Below are 26,257 nucleotides of genomic sequence, written 5' to 3'. Positions count from 1 at the left end.
CGCGTGACAACGGGGGTTGCGGGCTCACATGGCCACAGCACCTTCGGTTTGCAAGCCGGGTACGGCGTGGTGCAGAAGGTTTTGCAAGGATTCACCGTCCTGCGCGACGCCGTACACATACCGGTCGGGGCGTACAAGCACCGCTGGAGCGTCGATCGACTCCAACCACTCGCGAACAGCCGCTCCATCGCTGGCCACAATCCCGACGCCCGCTTGCGCAGCGCTATTGGCGACGTCGGGGCATTCACGGAGCAATTCCGGTCGCGCAAGCAGCGCAAACCGATAGCCGATCACGTCGTCCACGAGTTGTCCGTCCAGCAGGCGGGGTTGCGGTGCAATATGCCCGGCCACGCCCGATGGTTCATCGATCCATGCGCCCGGGCCAAGCCTGGGTTGTGGGGTCACAAAATTGCGAATCGCTGCGCTCATTTCTTCATCACGGACTTCGGCCAGGTCTGACCTCGTCGTTTGAATGACTGAGCCGAGCTGTACCGCCGTTTCGATAAATAAGCGCACGTGCGGCGAGCGTTCGGATTCGTAGCTGTCGAGGAGGGTATCGGGCGCTTCGCCATGAATGACGGCACCAAGCTTCCACGCGAGATTCGACGCGTCGCGAATGCCGGCTCCCATCCCCTGGCCCATGAAGGGTGGCGTCTGATGTGCGGCATCGCCTGCAAGCAGCAGTCGGCCACGGCGCCAACCGTTCGCCACGACCGAGTGAAATGTATATATGGCAGAACGTTCGAGGCGCGCATCGGCCGGAGAAATCCAGCGAGCGAGTTTGTCCCACAGCCATTCGGGGGACGTGAGTTGCGTCACGTCATCACCTGGCATCACCATGATTTCCCAGCGGCGCCGATTTCCGGGACCACGCGTGTAAGTGGTCGGGCGCGCCGGGTCGCAGTATTGGACCGAGTAGTCGCCAAGATCGGGCCGCGGTGCATCGAGCAATACGTCGACCACAACCCAGCGTTCATGCGATTTCAGATCGGTCAATTCGGTGCCCATGAAGCGTCGCGCAATCGAGCGCGCACCGTCGCAGCCGACTACATATCGCGCGGTGGTACGTCCAAGTTTGCCGCAGCACGTATCCTCGAAGCGCAACTGGACGCCATCGCTCGCCTCGTCAAGCGCGAACACTTCGTGGCGCAACCGGACGTCAACGCTCGATTGCTGCGCGAGACGCTCGCGTAACGCATTCTCGAGATCGGGCTGATGGAACTTGTAACTCGCACTCCACCCCTGTGGTCCGATACAGGTTGGCCGTTGCCAGTCGATCAGCAACTTGCCTTCCCCGTTCACGAATTTCATGCCGGGACCCACGAACAGCTTGGGTAGCAGTTTGTCGGTTAAACCGAGGGTTTGGAACACGCGCATGCATTCACCGTCGAAATGCACCGCGCGAGGAAGCGCGAAAATCTCCTTGTCTCGCTCCAGCACCAGCACCCGCAAGCCTTCGATTGCCAGCAGGTTCGCGAGCGTCGCCCCGGTGGGCCCGAGACCGATAACGGCCACGTCGTAGTCGCACGCGTGCGTCGAAATAGTTTTCTCTAACATGTCTTGTTCCGCCAGATAAGACGCCGAGCGCACACGAACGCGCCCGGCTACGACTTTTACGCTTCGTCGGCGATTGGATTGGACAGAACGCCGATCCGATCAACCTCCACTTCCGCCACGTCGCCGGCCTTCATGAACAGCGGCGGATTGCGCTTCGCGCCGACGCCGCCAGGCGTGCCGGTCACGATCACGTCTCCCGGAGAGAGCGGGGTGAACGTCGACAGGTAGGCAATCTGTTTGGCAATGCCGTGGATCAGCATCTGCGTCGTCGCGCGTTGTACTTCCTGTCCATTCAGGCGGGTGACGAGCGTCATCACCGCATTGGGTTCGATCTCGTCGCTCGTCACCATCCACGGTCCGAACGCGCCGGTGCGATAGAAATTTTTGCCTGGGCCCCACTGGCCCGTATGAAGCTGCCAGTCGCGCACGGAACCGTCGTTGTAGCAGGCGTAGCCAGCGATGTGATTCCACGCGTCGGCCTCGGCGATGCGTCGTCCACCGCGCCCGATGACGACGGCAATCTCACCCTCATAGTCGAACTTCTGCGACTCAGGCGGACGCAGCATCGGCTGGCCATGACCAACCTGGGAAGCGGGCACCCGCATGAAGATGACCGGATGCTCGGTGGTTTCGCGGTTGGTTTCCTTGACGTGGTCTGCGTAGTTGAGTCCCACGCAAAAGATTTGTTCGGGGTTCGGGATCACAGGCAGCAGCGTGACTTCCGACAGCGGGTAGTCGCCCTGCGTGCCATCGGCGGCCTGCGCGGCCTCGCGGAATGCGTCGGCGGCAATCAGTGCCTTCAGATCGGCATAGCGGCCGCCAAGACGCTTGCCAAGGTCGAACACGGTTTCGTCGCGAACGATGCCGAACGACGAGCCAAGGTGGGTGGAGAAGCTGGCGAGTTTCATTGATGCTCCGGATAGATAAAAAGTAGATTGGATCAACGCCTAGATTCGCAAAAAACCCGTGCATTTATCTTATGGTGAGAATAGACTAAATATACCTAATGTCACAACGTGTTTTTTGCTAGGGTTTATCACTACTTGGAGACGAGCATGAACGGTATGAAGAAAGCAAGGGCAGGGCTGTCCCTCAGTCACATGGGCTTCTATGTGAGCGACATGGCGCGCGTGGAGGACTTTTATACGCGGGTGATGGAATTCACCGTGACGGATCGGGGTTCGCTGCAGACGCCGCACGGCGCCGTGCAGTTGGTATTCTTGAGCCGCGATCCCGCGGTGCATCACCAGATCGTGCTCGCGAGCGGCCGCCCCGAGCACCTGGCGTTCAATCCGATCAACCAGATTTCGTTCACAGCAGACAGCCTTGCCACGTTGAGGCGGTTTCATCGGCAGTTCATTGCGGAAGGCCTGCAGGAAATCAACCCCGTCACCCACGGCAATTCGGTTTCGATCTATGCGCGCGATCCCGAGGGCAATCGCCTCGAGCTCTACATCGACACGCCGTGGTACGTCGACCAGCCGATGCGGGTGCCGGTAGACTTCGGCTTGCCCGATGCTGAACTGATGGCGGCTGTCGAACGCCACGCAAGAACGCTATCGGGATTCAGGCCGCGAAGTGTCTGGCAAACCGAAATGGCCGAGCGCATGGGGCTTGCATAAGCGTGGCGCTGCGTGGCTCGCGTGCGACTGTTTCCGCGCGGTGGTCGTTGAAGGCGTCAATGGCGATCTTGCCAGTGGATATAATTCCGTTCACACACGGAGGCGCAGCGCAATAGATGTCGAGCATTACGAGACTTTTATCCATACTCGAGCTGTTTTCGGAGGCGAAGCCGTTCCTGTCCGTCGAAGACGTTGCCGCCGAACTCGATTGCTCAACTCCAACGGCTTATCGCTATGTACGCGAGCTCCTGGATGCTGGCTTGCTCATCCGGTTTGCAGGAGGAGACTATGGTCTCGGCCCTCGCATCATCAAGCTTGACTACCACCTGCGCATGTCGGATCCGCTGCTTGCGGTCGGGCAGCCGATCATGCGTGAGTTGAGTGAACACTCCGGCTTCGATGTGGTGATGTCGCGCTGGTACGGTAACGAACTCGTGGACACGCATCGTGAGACTCACGGCGCGGCGCTTGACCTCCGGTACGGCCGGGGCCGTCCTCGTCCGCTGTTTCTCGGCGCCGCTCCAAAAGCGATCCTGTCCACCTTTCCGAAGGCCAAGCTCGCGGTCCTGTTCGATCAGTATGCCGACGAGATCGCGCAAAGCGGCCTTGGGGCGACACTCGACGAGTTTCGCGCGTCGCTGCTCAAAATCCGGCGTGCCGGCTTTTATCTGTCGAGGGGCGAACTGGAAAGCAGCGTTTCTGCACTGGCGTCGCCGCTATTTACGGACGACTCCAGTGAAGCAGTCGGTTCGCTTGCGGTGATCGTGCCGACCCAGCGACTCGAATTTGCCAATCTGGACCGTCTTGTCGAATCGATCCGGGAGGCAGCGGCGCGAATCTCGCAGCGTACGCGTGCGTTGGTTGAAACTCGGAGGACCGGAGCCATCACGTCGTCGCACACCGTTGCGCGAGGCACGCGGTCCGCATGATGGCCGTCACGTGAACGTCATTCGATCGCGCTCGCGCACTTGAACCTCGGTGGGTTCGGGGGAAGCGGCACTTGCAACGAACGAACTGGTAGCACGAACGCGTAGACCGACGTCGTCAGGAGAGGGCCGTCTTGAAGCCGCGAAAAGGCGGTTGGTCACTTGCGACCCTGCGGGATGCGGCTCTGAAGTGTCGACAGACAAGACGTGCAATCCGGAGCGCCGTCGGAGCGAAAACGCGATCTCCGCCTTCGATTCAAATTTCATGACCCAATCACCTGGCCGCTTCACAAAACAATCCCAAATGAGAAGACCTTTCTTGCCGCCCCGCGTACTGAAAAGCCTGCTCGGCTTCAACGACGGCCCGTGGCGGTGGTCGGCCGGCGTCGGAGGGGGCGTCGCCATGGGCGTGCCTCTGAGCGCGTTCATGCTGGCCGGCCACCAGTCACTCGGGCTCATCGCTTCTCTCGGCGCCTTCACGGCTCTCTACGGCTCGACGCTGCGCCTGGGCGACCGGCTCCAGGCCTTGCCGTTCGTCGCGGCGGGGTTCGTGGCCGCCTCCACGCTGGGCGTAATGTGCGCGACGAATGCGTGGCTGACCATCGCCTGCCTCGTCGCCGTGGCTGCGCTCGCCAGCATCATTCTGCTCGGCGTCGGAATGGGCCCGCCCGGGCCGATGCAGTTCGTGCTGGTCGCCGGTGTCAGCGGTCATCTGGCCGCTTCCGCGCGTTTCAGCGGTTCGCCCCTTGGCGTCTTTATGATCCCCTCTCTGGTCGCGGTCGGCGCGCTCAGTGCGTACTTGCTCGTGATCGCACCCCTCGCGCTGCCGCTTGTGCACCAGCGCAAGGGCGAGGCGCCCAGCTTGCGCATGCGGTTTCCTCCCAGCTTGCTCGACGGGGAAAAGGCCACGATCGCCGCGAGGGTGATCGTTGCGGTTGCCAGCGCCGGCTTGCTGAGCCTGTCTTTTGGGGAGCACCGTGCCTACTGGACGGTTATGGTCGCGGGTGCGGTGCTGCAGGGCAGCCACGTCTCGAGCTCAAGTGCCATTCGGGCCGTGCACCGCGTTGTGGGCACGGTCTTGGGCGCGGCTGTCTTTGGCTTGATCCAGCTCGTCGACCCGAAAGGCCTCTGGCTCGTCGGGGTCCTCGCGCTGCTCCAGTTCGCGATCGAAGTCGTGGCCGCGCGGCACTACGCCCTGGCCCTGACCTTCATTACCCCAACCGCGTTGACCATCTCAGCGGTGGGCGGGACGAGCGCTCCCCTCGCCCTCGTCGGCGAGCGGATCGTGGACACGTTCCTTGGGGCGGTCATCGCCATGGTAGTTCTCTTGGGCAGCGAATGCGTCAGGGGACGACGCGCACGATAAGCAGGTGGAGGATTCTGGGCTTGTCGCGAAGCGCATTGGGTCTTGCTGATTACTTTCTGATCATGTTCAGCGCCGTGTCGCGCACCGCGCGCTTGAACCTGGTCTGATCTTCAGGAAGTGACGAGAAAGCCCGAAGCATATGGTGGTAAGCCACGGTATTGCTGATGGCGTTCATCAGCATGGAAAACATGACTTCGGGGTGGTGCGGTTTCAATTCCTTCGCCCTCGATGCATCTTCGAGCAAAGGCACGAACACGTCGTGATAGGGGCGCACCAGACGCCCGATGAGTATGTTGAAGCGCTCACCTTCTTCGGTCGCGGCAGTCGAAAAAAACATACCAAGGTCGGGTTCGTCGAAAACCTGATCGATGAAAAGAACCACTGCGTGTTCGACACGTTCACGCGCACCTAGCGTGGCCGAGCGCAACCTGGCTGTGGCGTCGATCATTGGCGCAGCGTGATCCGCGATCTGCTCTACCACCGCAACCCATAGCGCTTCTTTCGACCCGAAATGATGCGCGATCAGCGCCGGGTCGACACCCGCGTCGCGCGCGATTTCCCGCACGCTGGTAGCGTCGAATCCACGCTTTGCGAAGGTGTGCCGGGCATTTCGCAGGAGGACGTCGGCACCGACGGAAGCACTGTACGCGGGTCGTCCGCGGGTACGCTTTTTCTCGATCAGCTTGGCAGGTCCTGACGTTACGTCGTTCATTTGGGTGTGAGTTGTGGATCGTCAATTCAGCCGAAGTTTAACTGACGGTGCGTGAGACGCTGAGGAGGGCCACGGTTTGACGGAGCTCGTGCTTTAGACTACGATGTGATTTATTCATCACGCGTTGAATTTATTATGTCACAACCAATACGGATTGTCATCGTTGGCGGCGGGATTGCGGGAATTTTGCTGGCTACCCGACTCGGCGACCAGTTAGGGCGCAGCGGCCGGGCCAGCGTCACGCTGATCGACAGCAGCGCGACGCACATATGGAAGCCGATGCTGCACACCATTGCAGCCGGCACGCGCGATGTTCAGCAGCAGCAGGTGATCTACCTCGCCCATGCCCGCGATCACGGCTTCACCTATCAGCCCGGCGCAATGCACGGGCTCGATCGAAGCCGGCGGCTGGTCCAGCTCGACGAGCTCAAAACGCCGGAAGGTGAAGTAGTGCTCGGTCCGCGAACGGTCGGGTACGACGTGCTTGTGCTGTCGCTGGGTAGCCGGGCGAACGATTTCGGCGTGCCGGGCGTGAAAGAGCACTGCCATTTCATCGACAGTCAAAAACAGGCCGAAGCGTTCAACGCCGCGTTGCGAGCGCGCGTATTTCGAAGCGTCGCGAAGGACGAACCACTGCGTGTGGCGATCGTCGGCGCGGGTGCAACGGGTGTTGAGCTGTCCGCTGAACTGAGCCGCTTGCTTGACGTTGCGTCAAGTTACGGAGACCCGACTGTGCGAGAGCGGCTGAGTCTGACGCTGCTCGAAAGCGGCCCGCGCGTGCTCGGGGCGTTTGCGCCGGAGATATCGGCATCGAGCCAGTCGCAGCTCGAGCATATCGGCTTTCGCGTGCTGACTTCGACGCGCGTTACCGCGGCAGAGGCGAATGGTTTTCGCCACGGCGACGGCACGCTTGCCGAAGCCGATCTGATGGTCTGGGCAGCGGGCGTCAAGGCGCCGGATTTCATGAACAATCTCGACGGACTCGAAACGAACCGGTCCAACCAGATCGTCGTCGGAGCGAGTCTGCAGTCTTCGCGTGACGATCACGTGTTCGCGCTTGGCGATTGCGCAAGCCTGACACTTGCCGGTCACGAACGGCAACTTGCACCGACCGCGCAGGTCGCCACGCAGCAGGCCGAGCATCTCGCGCGTCACCTTCCGGGGTGGCTTGCAGGCAAGCCACTTGCCGATTTCCGTTTCCGCGATTTCGGTTCGCTCGTCTCGCTGAGCGACTACAACGCGTTCGGCACGCTTGGGCGCTTCGGACTCTTTCGTGGCGGTTTCGTGCGCGGACGTTTCGCTCAACTGAGTCACGCCATGCTCTACCGGCGCCATCAGCAGGCTCTCCATGGCTTTCGAAAGGCGACGCTGCTGTGGACAGCGGAACAGATCAACGGTCTCGTCCAACCGAAGATCCGCCTGACCTGAAAGTGGCGCCGAACCCTTTGCAGACCCTGTCGGTTTCCTGGTGCGATTCGTGCAGCGGTCGCTGTGATTACCAGCCCTGACGGGTGTTCATCGCGAAGGAGCCGGGCACGTGCGTGTTGAGCGGTCATCCGATTGAGGCGGGCGACGCCGTGTACTCTCCCAGAGCAGGCGGTCCGCCGCCGCGAAACGCAGGCGCAATGATGGTCGCGGCTTCCGTTAATGTCTAACTGTGACTTTGCGCGCGTTTATATTCTCGGGGACGCGGTTTCGAATCGACATGCCTGAAGCAAGCGAGGCATCGGGGACGAAACAATGAGCCATGTGGCAATTAATACGTATGCCTATATGTGCGACATTGCCTATCACGAAGCGACATCGCTACACGCGGCGTTTCGCCGATGAGAAGCTGACGCGTACAAGGATCGAACCAATTGTTGCGGTGAGGGGGACAATGTTTTGCGACCAGCAAGGACCCCGATGCATGGGCCAAGGCGCTACTATTGCCCGTGCTCTGTACAACGATGCAAAGCACAGGGCCACTCGAATCCGACACGCTGTGATAAGGCAGAGGCGCGGTGTGCAGCACAGCACCTCTGGTGCGCATGCGTGGGCTTTAAAGACGCGACGTCATTTGACGTCACTACTGGAGAGATAGTTGAAAATCGAACAAATCCGCAAAGATGCTTTTGCGATGCCCGTCCACAATCCTTCCTACCCCCGCCCGCCGTTTCGCTTCCTTAATCGCGAGTACTTCATCATTTCGTACGAGACCGACATGGACGCATTGCGCGCCGTGGTCCCGGAACCACTGACAGTCGCAAGCCCCCTCGTGCATTACGAATTCATTCGCATGCCAGACTCGTCGGGATTCGGCGATTACACGGAAAGCGGCCAGGTTATCTCGGTAAGAGATGATGCCGGCGCGCCAGGCAGCTACACACACGCGATGTACCTCGACGACGAAGGCCCGATTGCAGGCGGTCGTGAGATTTGGGGCTTCCCCAAGAAGCTGGCGAGTCCGAAATTGCGTGTTGACGGCAACGACACGCTGCTTGGAACGCTCGACTATGGCACCCAGCCCATTGCCACGGGCACGATGGGCTACAAGTACGAGCCACTTGACCTCGAGGTCGAGCGCAAGAAGCTGGCGGACACGCCGAACTATCTACTGAAAGTCATTCCGCACGTTGACGGCTCGGCCCGCATCTGCGAGCTCGTGCGTTACTTCCTGCGGGATGTCACCGTGCTCGGCGCGTGGGGCGGTCCGGCCGCGCTTGAGCTGCACCCGCATGCCTTGGCTCCCGTGGCGGATTTGCCGGTGCGCAAAATCGTCGGCGCGCGGCACGTCATCGCCAATCTCACGCTCGACATCGGGGAGGTAGCTTTCGACTACCTCGCCGAGACGCCGGCACTCAAGCTTGCCGCGAATCAGTAAACACCCTCTGACAGATCAAGGAAAAGGCATGTCCGTAACAGATAAGGTCGCGCTCGTGACGGGTGCTGCAAGTGGTATCGGTGAACAGTGCGCACGCAAGCTCGCGGCGCTCGGCGCGTCGGTGGTAATCGCGGACCTGAACCTCAAGGCTGCTGAGAGCGTGGCCGAGAGCATCCGCAAGGAGGGTGGCAAAGCGCTGCCTGTATCAATGGACGTGACGAGCGAAGAAGCGGTCAACGCCGGCATCCAGCAGGCTGTCGACAGGCTTGGCAGCATCGATGTGCTGGTCTCGAACGCGGGCATCCAGATTGTCAACCCGATTGAAGATTATGCTTTCTCCGACTGGAAAAAAATGCTCGCCATCCATCTGGACGGCGCGTTCCTCACGACCAAAGCTGCTGTCAGGCACATGTACGCTGCGGGCAACGGTGGGTCGATTATCTATATGGGCTCGGTCCACTCGCACGAAGCGTCGAAGCTGAAGGCTGCCTACGTGACGGCCAAGCATGGACTGCTCGGTCTCGCACGCGTGGTAGCCAAGGAAGGTGGTTCGCGCGGTGTACGGGCCAATGTCGTGTGTCCGGGGTTCGTGCGCACGCCGCTTGTCGACAGGCAGATTCCGGAGCAGGCGATAGCGTTGGGCATTTCGGAAGCAGACGTCGTCAAGAACGTGATGTTGAAGGAAACGGTCGACGGCGAATTCACGACGGTGGAAGACGTCGCCAACACCGTGGCATTCCTCGCCGGCTTCGAATCGTCCGCATTGACGGGCCAGTCCATTATCGTCAGCCACGGCTGGTCGATGCACTAAGGAGCCGCCCAGTGCGTCAAGATCAAGAAACATCAGGCACACCTCGCAAGACTTTCAAGCTTCCGGCCTATGACGAGGTCGCTCTCGTGCTACAGGGTGGCGGCGCGCTGGGCTCCTATCAGGCCGGCGTCTACGAAGGCCTCGAGGAAGTTGGCATTCATCCGGACTGGATTTCCGGCATCTCCATCGGCGCGCTTAACACGGCCATCATCGCGGGCAACGCTCCGGGCAAGCGTACCGAGGCATTGCATGGATTCTGGAACACCATCTGCCAGCCGGCGGACATGCTTGGGAACCTTGGCGCGTGGCTACCCCGCGCCGCGGGCATGCACGACCTGTCGCGCAAGTGGTCGAGCTGCTGGGCGGCAGGCCGCGCACTCACCGAAGGGCAGCGAGGCTTTTTCTCGCCGCGCCTTCCGGTGCCCATCCCAGGGATGGGCAAGCGCTCGCCAGAAGAAGTGAGCTTTTACGATACCACCGCGCTTCGGGCGACCCTTCTGCAATTCGCCGATTTCGACAGAATCAACGACGGCGATATTCGCGTCTCCGTCGGCGCGGTCAACGTGCGCACGGGTAACCTGGTCTACTTCGACAACACGCAGATGCGCCTTTCGCCAGAGCACTTCATGGCCTCGGGTGCGCTCCCTCCGGGCTTTCCTGCCGTCGAGATTGATGGCGAATATTACTGGGACGGCGGTCTGGTGTCGAACACGCCATTGACCGAGGTTGTAAGCGACCCGCAGCACAAGGACACCCTGGTCTTCCAGGTTGACCTCTGGAGTTCGAGCGGCGGCCTCCCGGGCGACATGCTGGATGTGTCCGAGCGCGCCAAGGACATCCAGTATTCCAGCCGGACCCGCGCTATCACCGCGATGCTCGGGTCGAACCAGCGTCATGCACAGCTCATCAAGGAGCTATTGAAGCATGTGCCGCCGGGCCTGGAGAAGCAGCATCCGCTCATCCGGGAGGCACGGGAAGTTGCCGATGGCAGTGCGGTCAATGTTGTGCACCTCATATACAAGAACAAGGCGTATGAGGGGCACTATAAGGATTACGAATTCAGCATCGACACGATGAGCGAGCACTGGCAGACGGGTCTGGACGACATTCGCGCGTCGTTTGAGCATCCGGACTGGTTTGCGATACCGAATCACGATTCGGGATTCGTGACGCACGACGTGCATCGTCCCGGGGGCGCGCCTCACGCGGCGCGGCTGGAGGGCGCTACCAAGCCAGCGCAATACTCGCGCAGGCGCCATAAAGCGGGCGTCGCGCAACCACATCTCGAAGTGGCAGCGCCGAAGTCCGCCCCACCTGGGGAAACCACGAAGGAAGCTGTGCAGGATGCGACAGGCCGCTAGCCATCGTGGGGCCGGCCGGGTTCAGTTTGGCCGGTCCCTTTCCACGCCAGCCAAAGGGGCGCTGCCGCAGGTGAGTTCGTCCGCCTGTGGTGTTACCGGCAACCAAGGTACATGACATGCAGAATCCCAGGTTTATGTAGAAGAAGTCCCTGTATCGGGTCAAGTGCGCACGGTCAATCTGATACCGTCAAACGGTTTTGCGTTGCCGCAGGCCGCGTTATGCCGCTCGGCGCATTCGGCCTGCTCCGCGGATGCAGCATGACTTCATTCAATCCCAAGGGCGACATCGGTGCACAGGAGAAGCGTCTGATCCTGCTTGCGTTGGGTCTGATGCCTTCGAAGAGGTTCATCGAAAAACCGACATCACATACAACGCGGCGACGCTTGAAACGATCCTAACCGACAGGGAGGTCACTTCATGGAAAAAGTCCAACGATGAATCGCCCGACTAGCATCGATGGTTGTGGGGCGTCACATGGCCGATGCGCAGCATTGTCAGGTCAAACGGGCGCAGTAAGCTCCGGCCCGCTCGAGATGCGCTGGCATCGATTGCTGTCGAATTACCTAGGAACGGCAGCCACACTCCGCGCTGAGCTAACGTCAAGAGTGGTGTATGGGCAGCTGATAGCGTTCGACTTCAGGCGGCGAGTTTCTGCTGAACCGGTTGATCGCCTTGCACCGGTTCGCCGTCCCTGAAGGCAATGCCCTCCAGCAACAGCTTGATCTGCTCAGGGCCGTTGATACGGCGCCAGGTTTTCTCGGCTTCCTCGATCAGCTTGAATGCCAGACCGAGGAAGGTTGGTCGCGACACGCAGTTGCGGGTGCGAGTCGTCCGGTGGCGCACGGTCGCGAATGTCGACTCAATCGCATTCGTCGTGCGCAAATGCTGCCAGTGCTCGGCGGGGAAGTCGTAAAACGCCAGCAGGCTCTCCCGGTCCTTCTTCAGCGTTTCGGTCGCCTTCGGATATTTCGCGGCGTAGACCGTCACGAAACGATCGAACGCGGCGTACGCGTCGGCGCGCGTCGCCGCCATCCAGATCGCCTGCAGGTCGGCCTTCGCGCGCCCCTGTTGCGACTTCGGCAGCGCGTTGAGCACGTTGCCCATCTTGTGAAACCAGCAGCGCTGGCCGCGCGTTGCAGGAAACACTTCCTCCAGTGCGGCCCAGAAGCCCATTGCGCCATCACCGACGGCCAGCAGCGGACCACCCTGCAAGCCTCGCGATTTCAGATCGAGCAGCAGCTCCTGCCAGGACGCCTTCGACTCCCGATACCCGTCGCCGATTGCCACACGCTCCTTGCGCCCATCCGGCCTCACGCCGATGATCACCAGCAGGCACTGGCCGTCCGAGCTCTCACTCCGCAGGCCGGTATGAATGCCGTCGACCCACCAGTACACGTAGCGCGAGTTCGACAGATCACGCCGGCTCCAGCTGGCGTGCTCATCGCCCCATTGCGCCTTCAGGCGACTTACCACGTTCGCCGACAACCCCTTGGCGTCCTCGCCCAGCAGCACGCCCAGCGCTTCGCTCATGTCGCCCGTCGAAATGCCCTTCAGATACAGCCACGGCAGCGCGGCACTCACGCGCGGCGACTTCCTCACATACGGCGGCACAATCGATGAATTGAACTTCACACCTGATCCTGATCGATCGCGAACCTTCGGCACCTTCACCGCAATGGGGCCGGCCGCCGTCAGCACCTCGCGCTCCGGCAGATAGCCATTGCGCACCACGGCACGCTGTCCGTGCAGGGTTTTAACGTTCTCGAACCGCTCCAGCAGCGCCGACAGCTCTGCTTCGATTGCCTGCTGGATCACCTCCCGCGCGCCCTGGCGCACCAGATCGTCCAAGCCCAGACCGACTTCCGATAGACCGACGACTTCTTTTTCCGTAAACTTGCTCATGGTGGATGGTTTGTTGTTTGCTGGTTTCCGACTTCGACAATCAGATTCTCAGCTGAAACCTCCACCGTCTTCAATCTCCCGCCTCAAATCCCCCATACACCAGATTCGAGCTTAGCTCCTCCGCAGCGCTGAAGCGATCCCAAAAAGCGTCTAAGACGTCAAGCGGACAGGCTGTTTTGATCGAGGGCCGCCTTGTACAAAGAGACATTACTCGTAAGGAACAATGCCTAACTCAACGAGGCGAGCCAATTTGACGGTTTGGGGTGGGGTAGAAGCATCGAACGTCACCCCTTCTATGTCTAGCTGAAGCAACGGCGACACCATTGAGACAAATGACACGTCGGGGCTGTCAGGAAAAGCAGTGCTGTCAATTCCGCATACGCGCCCGGATCGTAGGTCAAACACAGGGCCTCCGCTTGCTCCTCCATGCATATGCATTGACGTCCGAAAACAAGGCCCCGGCATCATGACTCGATCACGCCCGTGCGGGTAGCATTCGACCACCGTGCCTTCGTAAAAAAGTGGATACAAATGCGCCTTGTGCCAATCGTCTGCTATGCGCTCCGTCGTCGCGTTCGGGTACGCGTACGTGGCGATTTTGTCGCCGATTGATGCTTCTGACGCGCTCAGCACCACCGAGTCGCTCCATAAATTCTCCCGCGTCGTCCGATGCTGCATCGGGGCGGCCATTCCGACCGCGACGTCCGAGGAGTCATGTAGAAAGGCTCTAATGATTGGACGTACTTGCACCGTTTGAGTCAGGGGAAATCGATGAACGATGCTCAACGGTATGGTTGGCTGACCGCGTTTATCCAAGCATTCCTTAAGTACATGCTTGGCGGTGGCAAACAGCCCATAGTGGCAAATGTAAAAGCCCGTTCCGATGACTGTCAGGTCGCCGTAAGGCGGGTCCGGTTGACGGATGATTGCGAAGATCGCCGAAGATGGATCGACCTTGCTTCCGGTGCTTGACCGCACATCGAAGCCATCTTTGGGAGACGCCCCGACCTTGGCTATTTCCCGCTCCATAGAGCCCCCCTTGAGATCGGAAGAGGTTCAATCATACTCGGCGAATTAAGCCAAATCGCGGGCCGCCACAACAACGCCGTTGACACTTCGTTGACAGTCGGAAAAGAAAAAGGGCCTAGCGCGAACGCTAAGCCCTTGAATCTTTTGGTAGGCCGTACTGGATTCGAACCAGTGACCAACGGATTAAAAGTCCGCTGCTCTACCAACTGAGCTAACGGCCCGTCTCGCCCGATGTCCACCGCGACCAGGGCACTTCTTGGCTGGTTGCCCTAGCCGATATCGATCGTGCGACTCGTGGATCGCGCCGGCTCCGATTTCGGCACGGTCAACGTGAGCACACCGTTATCAAACTTTGCCAGGGCGTGACCGGGGTCGGCGTTTTCCGGCATCGGAATCGTGCGCATGAAGCTTCCATAGGCGCGCTCGAGCCGGTAGCAGCCGTCTTCCTCGCTGCGCACGTCCTGTTTCTTTTCGCCGCGCAACACGATCGCCCCGTCCTCGACGCTCACACTCAGGTCTTCGCGCTCCATCCCGGGCAACTCGGCGGTCACGCGCAACACCTTCCCTTCGTCGACCACGTCGATGCGCGGCTGGAAGCGCGATGAACTGAAGTCGCCAAACCATCGTTCGAGGGCGCCGCGACCTGCAAACGGGTCATGGAAGAACTCTTCCAAAGCACGCCACGGTTCGCGTGCGAACAGCCGCGGAATGTCAGGCCACGGGGCACGCCACTGTTCGTTCGCCGGGGGGCTTTCCGGGCTGTCCGCATCGGACTTGCGGGCCGCCCCGCGTAGGAACTTGAAGGGATTCCATTTTTTCGGATCCGTATTCATCGTATCCTCCTCTACAGTCTGGCCGGAGAACCGGATTCCTGTCATTGCGCTGAAGTCGCGACTCTGCCCTCGACATTCCGGACTGCATCTGCGGAACGCCGTCACGGCCGCGTCGCGATCCGCGGCGCGTCCTGAGCTCCGTACCGGCACCGCGCCGTATGCTGAGCGTGCGTCCGCGCCAGCATTCATGTACGACGTCCCCATCCAGGCCTCCGCAGTCAGTAGGTGGCGGCCAGACGACCGCCACCGGTTTTCTCCCTGTCGTTGCTGCCCACCTGCCGACTTCAGTCCGTCCGCACCTCGATCCGGCGCGGCCGGGCTTCGTCGCGGCGCGGTATCGTCAGTTTCAGCACGCCGTCTTTCAGGTTCGCATCGATTTTCGTTGCGTCGAAGTCAGCCCCAAGAGCGAACGCCCGCGCGAAATGCGGCTGCCGGATCTCCGCATGCTGCAGGCGCAGCCCCGCCGGCGTGGGCACCACCGCCTCGGCTTCGATGGACAGGTTGCCATCGTGTACCTTCACATCAAGGCGGTCCTTTGTAACGCCGGGCAGATCGGCCCACAGGGTGATGCCCTGGCTGTCCTCGAAGATGTCTACGGGCGGCGTTAGCGTGATCGGGCGTTGCGACTGCTCGTCTTCGCGACGGGCCACCGCCGTTTCGTCTTTTCTGGCAAGTTCTGTGGTGTCGTTCATGATGTCCTCCTCAGTTCTGCGACCGGTTTCATTGAACAGTGATGGCCCGCGGCTTCGACGTCTCCCGCTTGCCGATGCTCACGGTCAGGCAACCATTGGTGTACTGCGCCGTGACCTTGTCAGGGTCCGCATGCTGCGGCAGTTCAATGACGCGCCGGAAGGTGCCGACGAACCGCTCCTGCGCATAAGTACGCACGTCGTCGCCGGCCGCTTCCGGCTGTCCCGTCTGGCGCTCGCCGCTGATGGTCAGCAGCCCTTTGTCGATGGATACGTCGAGATGCGCCGGATCGATACCGGGCGCGAACGCGACGATCTCGATAGAGTCGTCGGTCGAACCGATGTTGACCTGCGGGAAGGCGCCCAGGCGCCCCGAGCGGATACTGGACGGGAAACCGCCGAAGAGACTCGCCATCTGCCGTTGCAGACGGTCGAACTCGCTGAAAAGGTCGGTCCCGAAGTAGAGATCACTCATGATCGTTTCCTCCTTGGATGCAGCAGGGAAACGAACCGGCATACGCGCTCCAGTCCGTCTGCCATGCTGCGGCAAACAAATCGAAACACGCAGCGCGCCGCCATGCTGGCGCGACTGCCTGAGCGATATCTAAGATAGGATTGGAAACAGAAATTTCAAGTGGGTCATGGCGACTTTTTGTTCTTGAATTTGGATTGCCACACCCCTACGTTCACGACACCCTGCAACACCATGCGAGGACACCATGGAATTCGAATACGATTGGCTCACTCTTGGGCGTCACCGTATCCGGTTGCGCTCAACAAAGGGGTTCCCGACCGAGACGATGCGCACGGCGGTCGAAGTCATCCGGCTGGCGATCGACAGCAACATGAGCGCCCGGGCGCGGCTGGTTGAAGTGGTGTTCCGGCAGGAGTCCGCTTACGAGATTGCTGTCGGCACCACATTCGCCGACGACCGGCTATGCGCGCCGCCGCTTGAAGCGGCGATCGCGACGGTCCTGGGCCTGCAGCCCGCGCAGATCACTATTTTCGTGACCGTGGTCACCCAGGAAGAGGTCGATCTGCACTTTGGTGTCTACGAAAGGATGCTGGCTGAAAAGCTCGGCGTGGTGCCGCTGATCCAGTGACGTCGCGGCAGGCAAGGAGCGGGGGATCGGCAAGGGGCGAACTGCGCGCCTGCCGGTGCGGATGGCGGCGGCGCCTTTGCTGCAATGCAATGAGGAGTATCCGACCGGATTCGGCCGCCCTCATTGCGGAGCATCCTGCAGCCGGATGCGGGAGGGTCTCGAAGAGCGTGTCATATCCCTGATAGCGCATTCGAACGCAGATTGTTCGCCGCCTGGATTCGATCAATCGGCTTCCGGAACGGCGCGACACAACTGATAAGACGCCCGCATGCGTCAAAAAATGGCGATTGTCGACGATGTAGCCTACGTCGTCGAGGGTCCCCTTGTGGCCGGTCAGCCTCGCCGACATCGTCCAGGAGTTCAGCGCGCCATCAACGAGGGGCTCGACGACGCGCCGCACTTTATCAATATCGTGATCGGCGCCAATGCGTTCCAGGGCGCGTTACCCTACACGCCCCGGCTGTTGCAGACGATGATCGATCATCTGCCCCGCAACGCCGTCTTCAACGTCAGCGCTATCGGCGCGGCGCAGTTGCCTGCCGCGATGAACTCGCTGTTGCTGGGAGGGGACGTGCGCGTCGGACTCGAAGACGACAAGTTGACGTTCCCGCCTGACGTGGGCTCGGCGGTGCGCAACGCCGATTTCATTCAAGAAAGCGGCCCTGAGCGTCTGTATATCAAACACGCGTTGATCGTGAGCATCGAATCGGTGGCAAGGGCAGAGGCGATCATCGCATCGTCGTCGTCGGGGCTGGCGATCAGCGACATTGAAGCAGGCGCGAAGTACCCGGAACGAATCGTCCTGGGACATCCATTCAATCCGTCCCACATCATGCCGCTGGTAGAGGTCGGTCGCGGCAGACTTACATCGCCCGAAAACATTGCGAAGGCTATGACGTTCTATTCCTCAACGGGCAAGAAAGTCGTCAGAATCGTTAAAGAAGTCAAAGGTCATATCGCCAACCGTCTGCAAGTGGCGATAGGGCAAGAAGCCATCAGTCTTGTACAGCGCGGGATCGTCTCTGTGGAGGACGTCGATGCCGTGATCTCCTACGGCCCAGGCCTGCGCTGGGCACTGCTCGGTCCGTTTCTCAATCTTCACGCTTCCGGAGGATCCGGTGGCATCACGCATGTGCTGCAGCATCTGGGTGCCGTCCAGCGTGAGTGGGCTAGAGACCGGGGCAAATATTCGGCCACGGACGACTACATTGAGTCTATTGCGAGGGGTCGATGCTGAACTTCAGTTATACGATTTTTCAGAAATGCTTCGCCAGCGCGATCAAGCGCTGATCGAATTGCTGGAGGCGAAGCGAAATCTTTCTCGGATCCCGTAGCCGGACGATACCTGCAGGTGAGCGGGATCTGGATGCAGATATCGTTGGCACACATTGAATCTGACCGAGACTCCGCCGATGCGAACCTCGCGCGATCCTATTCGCGGCGCGCCTCGCTGACCAACCTCCGCGGTAGCCGGGAGGAACGATGCTTGCTGCTCCTGCGGCGGATCAACCGAAGGAGCGTGATAGGGCCGAAGGGCACAAACCGGGCGAGAAGGTTCAGACGTGTGGCATCTGCAAGGTGGTGAGAGAAGGCGACGCCGGCTCCGGCTCCGGCTCCGGCTTCGAAGTGACATGCGTCGAAGGCGAGCATTTTCCACCTGCAGCGGCAACGGTGCGCACTACGAGTTGGCTCACGGCGCGGCGCAGGGAAGGAGACGTACTATGAGAAATCGGCCTGGAACACAGTCAATACTTCCCGCTCTGGTGATTTTGCTCACCGGCTGTGTCGCTGGTGGCATGCCGTATACCGGGCCGCACCTCACTCCGACAGAGTGCCGCGACCTGGCGGCGCTCAAGACAAACGCGCCCCCTACGATGGCGCAGCACCAAAGCGAACTCGCTGCCTTGAGGAAAGCGGGCTACGACCCGTCACCGTGGTTTGATGATCCGTATTACCCGGATGATCTACAAGCGGCACAGCGCCTGGTCGACTATTGGTTCCAAACGGAGTGCCAGCACCTTCAACCCGGCTGAGATAGAGAGATCGAGGACTGACCCGGATGTCTCCGCGCGGCCAGCAGCGGCCGATCGATCAAGTGCGGTAATGGCCATTCGAGTGTCGGCTCCAGTCAGCTTTCCGCCGTCTGGTTCGAATCCCCGGGGCTTTCCTGGTAGGAAAGTATGCGTCGGCGATCTGATTCAACGCGTTGCCATCTCGACATCGTTGCTCGACCGGTTTGTCAGGATGGCGCTCGTAACAATGTGAAAGAGATGATCCCCGCGTGGCGCGAATCCGGGTTGGCCGTCGAGCCAGCCGAGCGCCGACATCAGGGCGAACAGGTCGACCCCATCCATATCGGCGCGCGCCGTTCCCTCGGCCTGAGCACGGCGCAGTAGTCGCGCGCCCGCTGAACGCAGCGCTGTGCTCGAAGCGTGAAGCGCGGAGTCAGGGTCCGCGTGCGCGGTCGCGAACAAGGCGCAAATGCCGCTATAGCTACGAACGAATGCAACCCCTTCGCGAAACCAGGACACCAGCGCTTCGTCAGGCGGATTCGACGTTTCTAGTTTGGCTGCCTGCTGTATCAGTTCGTCCACGTTCATACGCAGCAACGCTTCGAACAAGGCTTCTCGTGTCGGGAAATGGCGAAACAGTGTGGCCAACCCGACGTCGGCCCGGCGGGCGATATCTCGCATGGACGCATCGGCGCCATGCTCGGTGACGACGTCACGCGCGACCGCAAGTAGATGGCTGTAATTTTTTCTGGCGTCGGCTCGCATAAATCGCCTTGACAATCGGATCGGTGATCCGTATAAAATGAAACTGTATCTGGATCAGTGATCCACAAGATACAGCACATTTGTGCAAATGGGAACCGAGACGCTGTCCGACACCACGAAAGGAGATGTCATGGGAAAGCTTGAGGGTAAGGTTGCAGTCATCACGGGCGGATCGAGCGGCATGGCGCTGGCGAGCGCCAAGCGGTTCGTTGAAGAAGGCGCCTATGTTTTCATCACGGGCCGGAGGCAGGAGGTGCTCGACGAGGCCGTCAAGCAGATTGGCCGGAACGTGACCGGTGTGCGCGGCGACGCGGCCAATCTCGACGACCTTGACCGTCTGTTCGATACAGTCAGGCGTGAAAAGGGCAAGATCGACATCCTGTACGCGAGCGCTGGCACGGGCAAAGCCGTCCCGCTGGGCGAGATTACCGAGCAGCACTTCGATGCGGAATTCGGCCTGAATACGCGCGGCACGCTGTTTACGGTTCAGAAGGCGTTGCCGCTGTTCAACGATGGTGGATCGATCTTCATGACCGGGTCAGTTGCTTCGGTGAAGGGTTTTCCTGGTTACGGCGTGTATGCGGCGAGCAAGGCGGCATTGCGCTCATTCGCACGCACTTGGCTCAACGAACTGAAGGGCAGGAATATCCGGGTGAACGTGCTGAGCCCGGGGCCGATCGCCACACCGATGCAGGACCAGGTTCTCACCGAGGAGGCGAAGCGGATGTTCGAATCCCTGATCCCGCGGGGAAAGATGGGGCGTCCTGAGGAAATTGCGGCGGTCGCGCTGTTTCTTGCTTCAGACGATTCGAGCTTCGTGAATGGGGTGGAATTGTCTGTCGACGGTGGCTTATCGGCTATCTGAAATCGCGCCGAAAAGCTGGATTGGTTTCGGTGATTGTCCAGCGGATATTGTCACGTCTGCTCGCGCTGCGCTGCAAACGGCGGCGAAGGCGCTCGGCTCCGCGTGTCTGCTGCGGCTCGCGTGGCGCATCGCGCGCAGCGAGGCGCCTAACGCGGGCAACGGTGCCGCGCGCCCGGTTACCAACTAACACGAGTCCGTGGTTGATCAAAACGTCACCTGAATGGAGAGTTCGCATGAGCTATTCGATTATTGGCTTTGGCGCGGTAGGCCAGGCACTCGCTCGAGCGTTTGCAAGAAAGAACATCGACGTAACGGTCGCCAGCCGGCGCCCTCCCGAGACGTTGATGCAGCAGGCACGAGCGATCGGCCCTACCGTCGTCCCCAGGACGCTGCAGGATGCAATCGCGTCCGACACGATCTTCCTGGCGGTTCCTTTCTGGGAGCACCGCGAGGTCGCGAAGCAGATCAAGAGTTGGAAGGGCAAGACGGTCATCGACGCGACAAATGCTTATGGCGTTCCCGTCGAAGAGCTACAAGGTCTGCCGTCCTCCGCAGTTGTCGCCAAAGCGTTTACCGGGTCCAGGTTCGTAAAGGGTTTTAACCATCTGCCCGCCGCCGTTCTGGCCGCTGATCCGAGTGTGAATGGCGGCAGCCGCGTCGTGTTTCTGTCGAGCGATGACGAAAGTGCGGTGGCACCGGTCGCGGCTCTGGCTGAACAACTCGGTTTCGCGCCGATTGCGCTAGGACCGCTCAAGGATGGCGGTTCGCTCGTCCAGGCCAGGGGGAATACCTGGGCTCAACTGATCTTCAAGGATCTCGTCAAGTTCAAATAGCGGCGCGTCACGGCAAAGTCACGTTCGCCCAGCATTTCCGAGCGAGTCCAGCTACCGAACTCGAGCCTTCGGTAGGCGCGCCGGTGCATCCCTTGAGGCGGTATTTCCGGGTTCAATTCGAACGGAAGATAACGAACATCTAATTCGGGAAGTTCGTCAAGGGCCTTGCCGGCCTCCAGATTTCGATGTCCGATCCAGCACCATGGACAAATGAAGTCGTAGGCGATCGTGATTTTTGAGCGTTCCATGGCATGCCCCGTGGGCAAGTTGCGATGCTCACCAGGCAAAACAACACGAGCTCCCAGCTGAATATACTCAGCGCGCGAGCTCGTGTTGCGCGTGGCGCAATGGCCCATTCGATGGGAAAGCGCTTCCCCTAGGGTTGCTGGTCTCTTCAGAACTATTCCGCTTCGCAACAAGAACTTTTGGGCTTGATGTTGCTAACATCCGGACTCGAACTTAACGCGGTCGACAGGCGAGGCGAATATGATCGACGCAGGTAATACGAACGCAAGCTCACTCGACTCTGAACTTCCGTTTTCGTCCCTTGAATATCGGCAGCATCAAATGTTTCCGCGCCTCTCCAATGCGGAGATACGCAGTGCGAGCCGCTATGGCCGCCAGAAGTCGTTCAAGGCCGGCGATTCGATCTTCAGGACGGGGAGCATTGCAGAAGGGCTATTCATCTTGCTGCGCGGGAGTGTGCGGATCTATTCGTGCGACCCGCAAGGGCGTACCACGGTCGTGACAGACCATCATGACGGCCATTTCATGGCCGAAATGGCGCAACTCACCGGCAAACCGTCGCTGGTGGACGCGATTGCCATGACTGACTGCGATACGCTCGTCCTGAACTCAGAGCAGTTGCGGGCGCTGATCATCGCGGACGCCCAGTTGGGCGAGCACATCATGCGCGCGTTGATCCTGAGGCGTCTCGGGCTCATCGAGCAGGGGCTCGGTCCCATTATCGTCGGCAAGGGTGACGACGCGAGGGTGGTCCGCCTGCAAGGCTTTTTGCGGCGCAATGCCTATCCGGCTGCGGTGATCGATGCACACAAGGATTCGGACGCCGTGCAGCTGCTCGCCGGCCTCACTTCGAAGGCCGACGATTTCCCGCTTGTTTTTTGCCCGGACGGGTCGGTCCTGAGGGCGCCCGACGAAGTGGAGCTCGCCACCCGGCTCGGCCTGGTGCCGACGTTCTGTGCGTCGCAGTGCTACGACATCGCTATCATCGGCGCGGGTCCGGCGGGCCTCGCGGCGGCCGTTTACGCGGCGTCGGAGGGGCTTTCGGCCGTCGTTTTCGATCGGCGCGCGCCAGGTGGTCAGGCCGGTGCGAGCGCACGTATCGAGAACTACCTTGGCTTTCCGACTGGCATATCGGGGCAAGCTCTTGCAGCACGCGCGTTTCAGCAGGCATTGAAATTTGGTGCTCACGTGGCCATTCCCACTGCGGTCGATCGGGTCGAGGGCGCGGCGGGCAACTTCGTGCTCGCACTTTCCGATCGACAGTGCGTGCGTGCGCGGACAGTCGTGGTCGCGAGCGGAGCGGTGTATCGAAAGCCTTCCGTGACGGGCCTTGAGCGCTTCGAGGGCAGAGGGATCTACTATTGGGCGTCGCCCATCGAGGCGCGTCTAGTCAGCGGGAAAGACGTTGTGCTGATCGGTGGCGGTAACTCGGCTGGGCAGGCTGCCGTCTTTCTCGCCAACTTTGCGAAAAGCATACGCGTTTTGATACGTGGCCATAGTCTCGAAGCCACCATGTCCCGTTACCTGATAGACCGGCTCAGCGCTCTGCCAAACGTGTCGATCTGCGCAAGATGCACGCTTGAATCACTGGAAGCGAGCGACGGTGGTCTTGAGCGAATTCGCGTCTTTCATCACGAACAGGGCAGTGAGCTCATTGAGATACAGCATCTTTTCCTGTTCATCGGCGCCGATCCAAAAACAGACTGGTTGACATCGATGGGCGTTCAACTGGATGAGCGCGGCTTTGTCGAAACGGGGCCGCCCGATGCGAACGCAGGCACTGAGCGCTTCCCACTCGAGACGAATGTGCCGGGGCTTTTCGCGATCGGCGACGTCCGATCAGGGGCGCCGAAGCGGGTGGCCGCAGCGGTAGGAGACGGCGCAGCGGTAGTCAGTCAGATTCATGCGTGGCTCGGTCGAGACGAAGCGCGCGTCAAGGCTTCTTGAGGCGCGCAATGAGCGGCATGACGGGCCAAACGCAATCGCTCCCCAAGTCGATGCTCAATGTGCGCCACGCTCGGGTTGAGGCGTCCACTCATGCTCTTCGCCAGGCACTTTGCCGAAGGTCCGCGCAGCCCAGGCTTGCCGCGCAGCCACAATTTTCTCGCGCGAACCAGACACGAAATTCCACTCGATGAAGCGTTCGCCCGGCAGGTGCGCGCCGCCGAGGAGCATCACGCGCGCGCCATTCGCGCTGGCGAGTTCGACCGTTGCACGCGGCTCCAGCACGGCCATCGTTGTCGGAGACAACGGCGTCCCGTCGATGGCCAGATCTCCGTCGACGAGATAGACGCCGCGCTCCTCGTGCTCGGCATCGAGTGCAAGGCGACCGGCAGCCGCGAACTCGGCATAGACGTAGAGCGTGGGTGAAAAGACTTCGACCGGCGAGGTCTTCCCGAAAGCCGTGCCTGCGATCACATGTACGGTTGCCCCGTCGCGCGTGAACGTCGGCAGCGTATCGGCCGGATGATGAATGAACGCGGGCGCGGCGTCTTCGTGTTCGACAGGCAGCGCGACCCAGGTCTGAATGCCGTGGATCGCCTGTTCAACTGGCCGATCCTCCAGCGGCGTGCGTTCTGAATGGACGATGCCGCGACCGGCCGTCATCCAGTTCACGTCACCGGGTACGATTTTCTGTCGATAGCCGAGGCTGTCGTGATGCATGAACGAGCCTTCGAACAGGTACGTGACGGTCGCGAGGCCGATATGCGGATGCGGCAGCACATCCACGCCGCTGCCAGCGGGCAGCACGGCTGGCCCCATATGGTCGAAGAAAATGAATGGTCCGACGAGGCGCGCGGCACGGGCGGGAAGCACGCGCCGCACGATCAGGTTGCCGATGTCGCTTTCGCGCGGCGTGAGCAGAGCCTTGATCGTAGTGGGCATGATGAATACCTTTCGTTAAGGGCCGAGGTGGAGGCAAGCCGTCACGGTTCGAGCAGCCGCAACAGCCGCAACTCCTCGAAATCAAGTTCGGATTCGATGCGATGCAGGACCGCGTCGTCCACCTTGCCGTCGCGATGCAGGCCGAGCAATGCCTCACGCGACACGCCAACGAGTTCGAGTTCGACACGCAGGAAGTGCGCACGGTGTTCGATCCGGTCCGCACCCAACTGGTATGCGCTTTCGTTCGCGGTGACGCGAATCCGGTATTCGGCTAGCAGCCGCTCGAACGTCGCGCGTTCGATGCCGGACGAGCGCTCGTCGATTTCCTCGAGCGCAGCGAGAGAGGCGCCGAACGCATGGGCGCGCGCCTCATGCTCGGACATGGTGTGACGGGCTGTCGGGCGCAGTTTCAGCAGCCGGATGAGCGGCGCGAGGCTGCCACCCTGCACGACAAGCGTCGCGATGATCAGCAGAAATGTGCTGAAGACGATCAGGTCGCGGCCGGGGAAATTGTCTGGCAGCGCGATTGCGGCCGCCAGACTGACGACGCCGCGCATACCCGCCCAGCCGAGCACAACCGCTTCCTTGAAGCTCCACGGCTCGCGGCCCGAGCGTTTCGCGCGTATCTGGTCGGGCAGCCAGATCGCAGCAAACACCCATGCGAGGCGCGCAACGATGGCTGCCGCAGTTGCCGGCAACGCGACACGCAGCCCGGCCGTCAACACGGCCGATTCGTGATTCACCCGTGAGAGGAGTGCATGCAGTGTGAGGCCGATCAGGATGAAGACCAGCGCCTCGAGCACGAACACGACCGCTTCCCAGGTCGCCTTGGCTTTTATGCGCATATCAGCGTCGAATACCCGATGCTGGCGGATGCCGAGCACGAGACCGCAGGTCACGACGGACAGCACACCCGATCCGCCGACGGCCTCCGCGATACCGTAGCTGGCCCACGCCATAACGAAGGTCACGACGATGCCGAGCATCGGATCGCCCAGACGCGGCAGCACCCAACACATGGCCTGGCCGCACACGATGCCGACCGCGATGCCGATCAGGGTAAGCGTAAAGAACAGCACCGATCCGCTCGTGACCGTGATCGTCGCGGCTAGCGCTGCCGAGACCGCCATCTGATAGAGCAGCAGGCCCGACGCGTCGTTCACGAGGCTTTCGCCTTCCAGCACGGCCACGAGCCTGGCGGGTAGCGGGTGGCGCTGAAGGATCGCTTTGGCGGCGACCGCGTCGGGCGGCGAGACGATCGCACCGAGCGTGAAGCACGCCGCCCATGGCAGGTTCGGGTTGAAGGCATGCACGGCGACGGCCACGGCGACGGTGGTGAATGTCACGGCCCCGAGCACGAGCGAAACGATCGTGCCGATGCCGCGTTGGAATTCCTTCCACGCCGTATAGAACGAACTCGACATCAGCAGCGGCGGCAGCACGGCCGCGAGCAGCAGGTTCGGGTCCACGTCGGGTACGCGCCTGCCGGCGACTGCGATCACACAGCCGCCGAGCAGCAGAACGACGGCAGGCGGGATCGCGATGCGCTCCGCGAGCCACGTCAGGGCGCCCGCTCCGCAGATCAACAGCAGGAGGTAATGAAAAAACTCGACGTTGTTCATCCGCTAGAAGCCCGGGGATTGCACGTCGATCAGACCGTAGACGACCCCGGCGAGAGTACCGGCAAGCAGCGAAAGGATGTACGGTTTCATGATGCGAGTCTTGGTTGGTGAACGTGGCGTGACAGGAACTACGCGAAAGGCTCGCGGAAAAAGTATAGGTTCGTCTGGAATCAGCCAGAGTCTGATTAAGAATATTTAATCTCTGGCGCATGCGAGATATCCGTTCGACCGAGCTTTGGAGTCGTGCGTGAGC

26 protein-coding genes, 1 tRNA gene and 1 pseudogene are annotated in these 26,257 nt (G+C 60.9%); 14 read left to right on the top strand and 14 right to left on the bottom strand.

Going from position 1 to position 26,257, the window contains the following annotated elements; all coding sequences use genetic code 11:
- Nucleotides 1-24: 24 nt before the first annotated feature.
- Together OKW29_RS07805 and OKW29_RS07800 are read right to left on the bottom strand one after the other, a co-directional pair.
- Complete coding sequence (locus OKW29_RS07805) at nt 25-1,557, bottom strand: bifunctional 3-(3-hydroxy-phenyl)propionate/3-hydroxycinnamic acid hydroxylase (protein WP_429290758.1); 1,533 nt, start codon at nt 1,555-1,557, stop codon at nt 25-27.
- Nucleotides 1,558-1,613: 56 nt separating this feature from the next.
- Nucleotides 1,614-2,465, bottom strand: a complete 852-nt coding sequence (locus OKW29_RS07800) for a fumarylacetoacetate hydrolase family protein (RefSeq protein WP_429290584.1) — start codon at nt 2,463-2,465, stop codon at nt 1,614-1,616.
- Nucleotides 2,466-2,612: 147 nt separating this feature from the next.
- On the opposite strand from OKW29_RS07800, the gene OKW29_RS07795 reads away from it, so the two are divergent.
- The 3 genes from OKW29_RS07795 (at nt 2,613) to OKW29_RS07785 (ending at nt 5,471) form a co-directional block, all read left to right on the top strand.
- Entirely contained in the window at nt 2,613-3,179 is a 567-nt protein-coding gene (locus tag OKW29_RS07795; protein ID WP_184059845.1) for a VOC family protein, read from the top strand.
- A 116-nt stretch (nt 3,180-3,295) separates the two neighbouring features.
- Nucleotides 3,296-4,108 carry an IclR family transcriptional regulator gene (locus tag OKW29_RS07790; protein WP_429290583.1) on the top strand — a complete coding sequence of 271 codons (813 nt, stop codon included), beginning with the start codon at nt 3,296-3,298 and terminating at the stop codon, nt 4,106-4,108.
- A gap of 187 nt (nt 4,109-4,295) precedes the next feature.
- Entirely contained in the window at nt 4,296-5,471 is a 1,176-nt protein-coding gene (locus OKW29_RS07785) for an FUSC family protein (RefSeq protein WP_429290582.1), read from the top strand.
- A gap of 49 nt (nt 5,472-5,520) precedes the next feature.
- Here OKW29_RS07785 and OKW29_RS07780 read toward each other — a convergent pair whose 3' ends face one another.
- Nucleotides 5,521-6,183, bottom strand: coding sequence for a TetR/AcrR family transcriptional regulator (locus tag OKW29_RS07780; protein ID WP_429290581.1), 663 nt, complete (start codon nt 6,181-6,183; stop codon nt 5,521-5,523).
- A 135-nt stretch (nt 6,184-6,318) separates the two neighbouring features.
- Here OKW29_RS07780 and OKW29_RS07775 point away from each other — a divergent pair, with 135 nt between their 5' ends.
- The 5 genes from OKW29_RS07775 to OKW29_RS07755 all read left to right on the top strand — a co-directional run bounded on the left by OKW29_RS07775 (nt 6,319) and on the right by OKW29_RS07755 (nt 11,218).
- Nucleotides 6,319-7,611, top strand: coding sequence for an NAD(P)/FAD-dependent oxidoreductase (locus OKW29_RS07775; protein WP_429290580.1), 1,293 nt, complete (start codon nt 6,319-6,321; stop codon nt 7,609-7,611).
- Between the two features lie 83 nt (nt 7,612-7,694).
- Nucleotides 7,695-7,838, top strand: a complete 144-nt coding sequence (locus tag OKW29_RS07770) for a DUF3331 domain-containing protein (protein ID WP_429290579.1) — start codon at nt 7,695-7,697, stop codon at nt 7,836-7,838.
- 428 nt (nt 7,839-8,266) lie between these two features.
- The gene (locus tag OKW29_RS07765) at nt 8,267-9,046 is read left to right on the top strand and encodes an acetoacetate decarboxylase (RefSeq protein ID WP_429290578.1); all 780 of its coding nucleotides are present in this window, start codon (nt 8,267-8,269) and stop codon (nt 9,044-9,046) included.
- Nucleotides 9,047-9,074: 28 nt separating this feature from the next.
- Entirely contained in the window at nt 9,075-9,857 is a 783-nt protein-coding gene (locus OKW29_RS07760) for a 3-hydroxybutyrate dehydrogenase (RefSeq protein ID WP_184059855.1), read from the top strand.
- Nucleotides 9,858-9,868: 11 nt separating this feature from the next.
- Nucleotides 9,869-11,218 carry a DUF3734 domain-containing protein gene (locus tag OKW29_RS07755; protein WP_429290577.1) on the top strand — a complete coding sequence of 450 codons (1,350 nt, stop codon included), beginning with the start codon at nt 9,869-9,871 and terminating at the stop codon, nt 11,216-11,218.
- A gap of 637 nt (nt 11,219-11,855) precedes the next feature.
- Here OKW29_RS07755 and OKW29_RS07750 read toward each other — a convergent pair.
- The 6 genes from OKW29_RS07750 to OKW29_RS07725 all read right to left on the bottom strand — a co-directional run bounded on the left by OKW29_RS07750 (nt 11,856) and on the right by OKW29_RS07725 (nt 16,147).
- Nucleotides 11,856-13,121, bottom strand: coding sequence for an IS256 family transposase (locus OKW29_RS07750; RefSeq protein ID WP_429290576.1), 1,266 nt, complete (start codon nt 13,119-13,121; stop codon nt 11,856-11,858).
- 207 nt (nt 13,122-13,328) lie between these two features.
- A complete protein-coding gene (locus OKW29_RS07745; protein ID WP_429290575.1) occupies nt 13,329-14,150 on the bottom strand; it encodes a S1 family peptidase in 822 nt (273 codons plus the stop codon).
- A gap of 145 nt (nt 14,151-14,295) precedes the next feature.
- Nucleotides 14,296-14,371 (bottom strand) — tRNA-Lys (locus OKW29_RS07740).
- 48 nt (nt 14,372-14,419) lie between these two features.
- On the bottom strand, nt 14,420-14,983 hold the full coding sequence (locus OKW29_RS07735) for an Hsp20/alpha crystallin family protein (RefSeq protein WP_429290757.1): 564 nt from the start codon (nt 14,981-14,983) through the stop codon (nt 14,420-14,422).
- 284 nt (nt 14,984-15,267) lie between these two features.
- Complete coding sequence (locus tag OKW29_RS07730; RefSeq protein WP_429290574.1) at nt 15,268-15,675, bottom strand: Hsp20/alpha crystallin family protein; 408 nt, start codon at nt 15,673-15,675, stop codon at nt 15,268-15,270.
- A 28-nt stretch (nt 15,676-15,703) separates the two neighbouring features.
- Entirely contained in the window at nt 15,704-16,147 is a 444-nt protein-coding gene (locus OKW29_RS07725) for an Hsp20/alpha crystallin family protein (RefSeq protein ID WP_184060299.1), read from the bottom strand.
- 244 nt (nt 16,148-16,391) lie between these two features.
- On the opposite strand from OKW29_RS07725, the gene OKW29_RS07720 reads away from it, so the two are divergent.
- The 3 genes from OKW29_RS07720 (at nt 16,392) to OKW29_RS07710 (ending at nt 18,808) form a co-directional block, all read left to right on the top strand.
- Complete coding sequence (locus tag OKW29_RS07720) at nt 16,392-16,775, top strand: hypothetical protein (protein WP_429290573.1); 384 nt, start codon at nt 16,392-16,394, stop codon at nt 16,773-16,775.
- A gap of 280 nt (nt 16,776-17,055) precedes the next feature.
- Nucleotides 17,056-18,012, top strand: coding sequence for a 3-hydroxyacyl-CoA dehydrogenase NAD-binding domain-containing protein (locus OKW29_RS07715; RefSeq protein ID WP_429290572.1), 957 nt, complete (start codon nt 17,056-17,058; stop codon nt 18,010-18,012).
- A gap of 484 nt (nt 18,013-18,496) precedes the next feature.
- Nucleotides 18,497-18,808 carry a DUF4148 domain-containing protein gene (locus OKW29_RS07710; RefSeq protein WP_184059863.1) on the top strand — a complete coding sequence of 104 codons (312 nt, stop codon included), beginning with the start codon at nt 18,497-18,499 and terminating at the stop codon, nt 18,806-18,808.
- Nucleotides 18,809-18,973: 165 nt separating this feature from the next.
- Here OKW29_RS07710 and OKW29_RS07705 read toward each other — a convergent pair whose 3' ends face one another.
- Nucleotides 18,974-19,552, bottom strand: a complete 579-nt coding sequence (locus OKW29_RS07705; RefSeq protein ID WP_429290571.1) for a TetR/AcrR family transcriptional regulator — start codon at nt 19,550-19,552, stop codon at nt 18,974-18,976.
- A gap of 130 nt (nt 19,553-19,682) precedes the next feature.
- Between OKW29_RS07705 and OKW29_RS07700 the strand changes: the two genes are divergently transcribed.
- Both OKW29_RS07700 and OKW29_RS07695 read left to right on the top strand, forming a co-directional pair.
- Nucleotides 19,683-20,417: an SDR family NAD(P)-dependent oxidoreductase gene (locus OKW29_RS07700; RefSeq protein WP_429290570.1), complete on the top strand. Its 735-nt coding sequence runs from the start codon at nt 19,683-19,685 to the stop codon at nt 20,415-20,417.
- A 233-nt stretch (nt 20,418-20,650) separates the two neighbouring features.
- Nucleotides 20,651-21,250: an NADPH-dependent F420 reductase gene (locus OKW29_RS07695; protein WP_429290569.1), complete on the top strand. Its 600-nt coding sequence runs from the start codon at nt 20,651-20,653 to the stop codon at nt 21,248-21,250.
- Here the strand turns inward: OKW29_RS07695 and OKW29_RS07690 are convergent.
- A complete protein-coding gene (locus tag OKW29_RS07690) occupies nt 21,214-21,498 on the bottom strand; it encodes a DsbA family protein (protein WP_429290568.1) in 285 nt (94 codons plus the stop codon). The two genes, OKW29_RS07695 and OKW29_RS07690, sit on opposite strands and share 37 nt — an antisense overlap.
- A gap of 238 nt (nt 21,499-21,736) precedes the next feature.
- On the opposite strand from OKW29_RS07690, the gene OKW29_RS07685 reads away from it, so the two are divergent.
- Nucleotides 21,737-23,443, top strand: coding sequence for an FAD-dependent oxidoreductase (locus OKW29_RS07685; RefSeq protein WP_429290567.1), 1,707 nt, complete (start codon nt 21,737-21,739; stop codon nt 23,441-23,443).
- A 54-nt stretch (nt 23,444-23,497) separates the two neighbouring features.
- On the opposite strand, the gene OKW29_RS07680 is transcribed toward OKW29_RS07685, so the two are convergent.
- The 3 genes and pseudogenes from OKW29_RS07680 to OKW29_RS07670 form a co-directional block, all read right to left on the bottom strand.
- The gene (locus OKW29_RS07680) at nt 23,498-24,382 is read right to left on the bottom strand and encodes a pirin family protein (protein ID WP_429290566.1); all 885 of its coding nucleotides are present in this window, start codon (nt 24,380-24,382) and stop codon (nt 23,498-23,500) included.
- Between the two features lie 41 nt (nt 24,383-24,423).
- On the bottom strand, nt 24,424-26,004 hold the full coding sequence (locus tag OKW29_RS07675) for a cation:proton antiporter (protein ID WP_184031332.1): 1,581 nt from the start codon (nt 26,002-26,004) through the stop codon (nt 24,424-24,426).
- Nucleotides 26,005-26,016: 12 nt separating this feature from the next.
- A pseudogene (locus OKW29_RS07670) lies at nt 26,017-26,094 on the bottom strand (DUF1427 family protein); the annotation flags it as partial.
- Nucleotides 26,095-26,257 lie beyond the last annotated feature (163 nt).

Origin of the sequence: Paraburkholderia sp. CI3, assembly GCF_050436505.1 — a bacterium.
Taxonomy (GTDB): Bacteria; Pseudomonadota; Gammaproteobacteria; order Burkholderiales; family Burkholderiaceae; genus Paraburkholderia; species Paraburkholderia tuberum.
The sequence above is the reverse complement of the archived record's forward strand: the minus strand, read 5'-3'. Positions and strand labels throughout refer to the sequence as shown.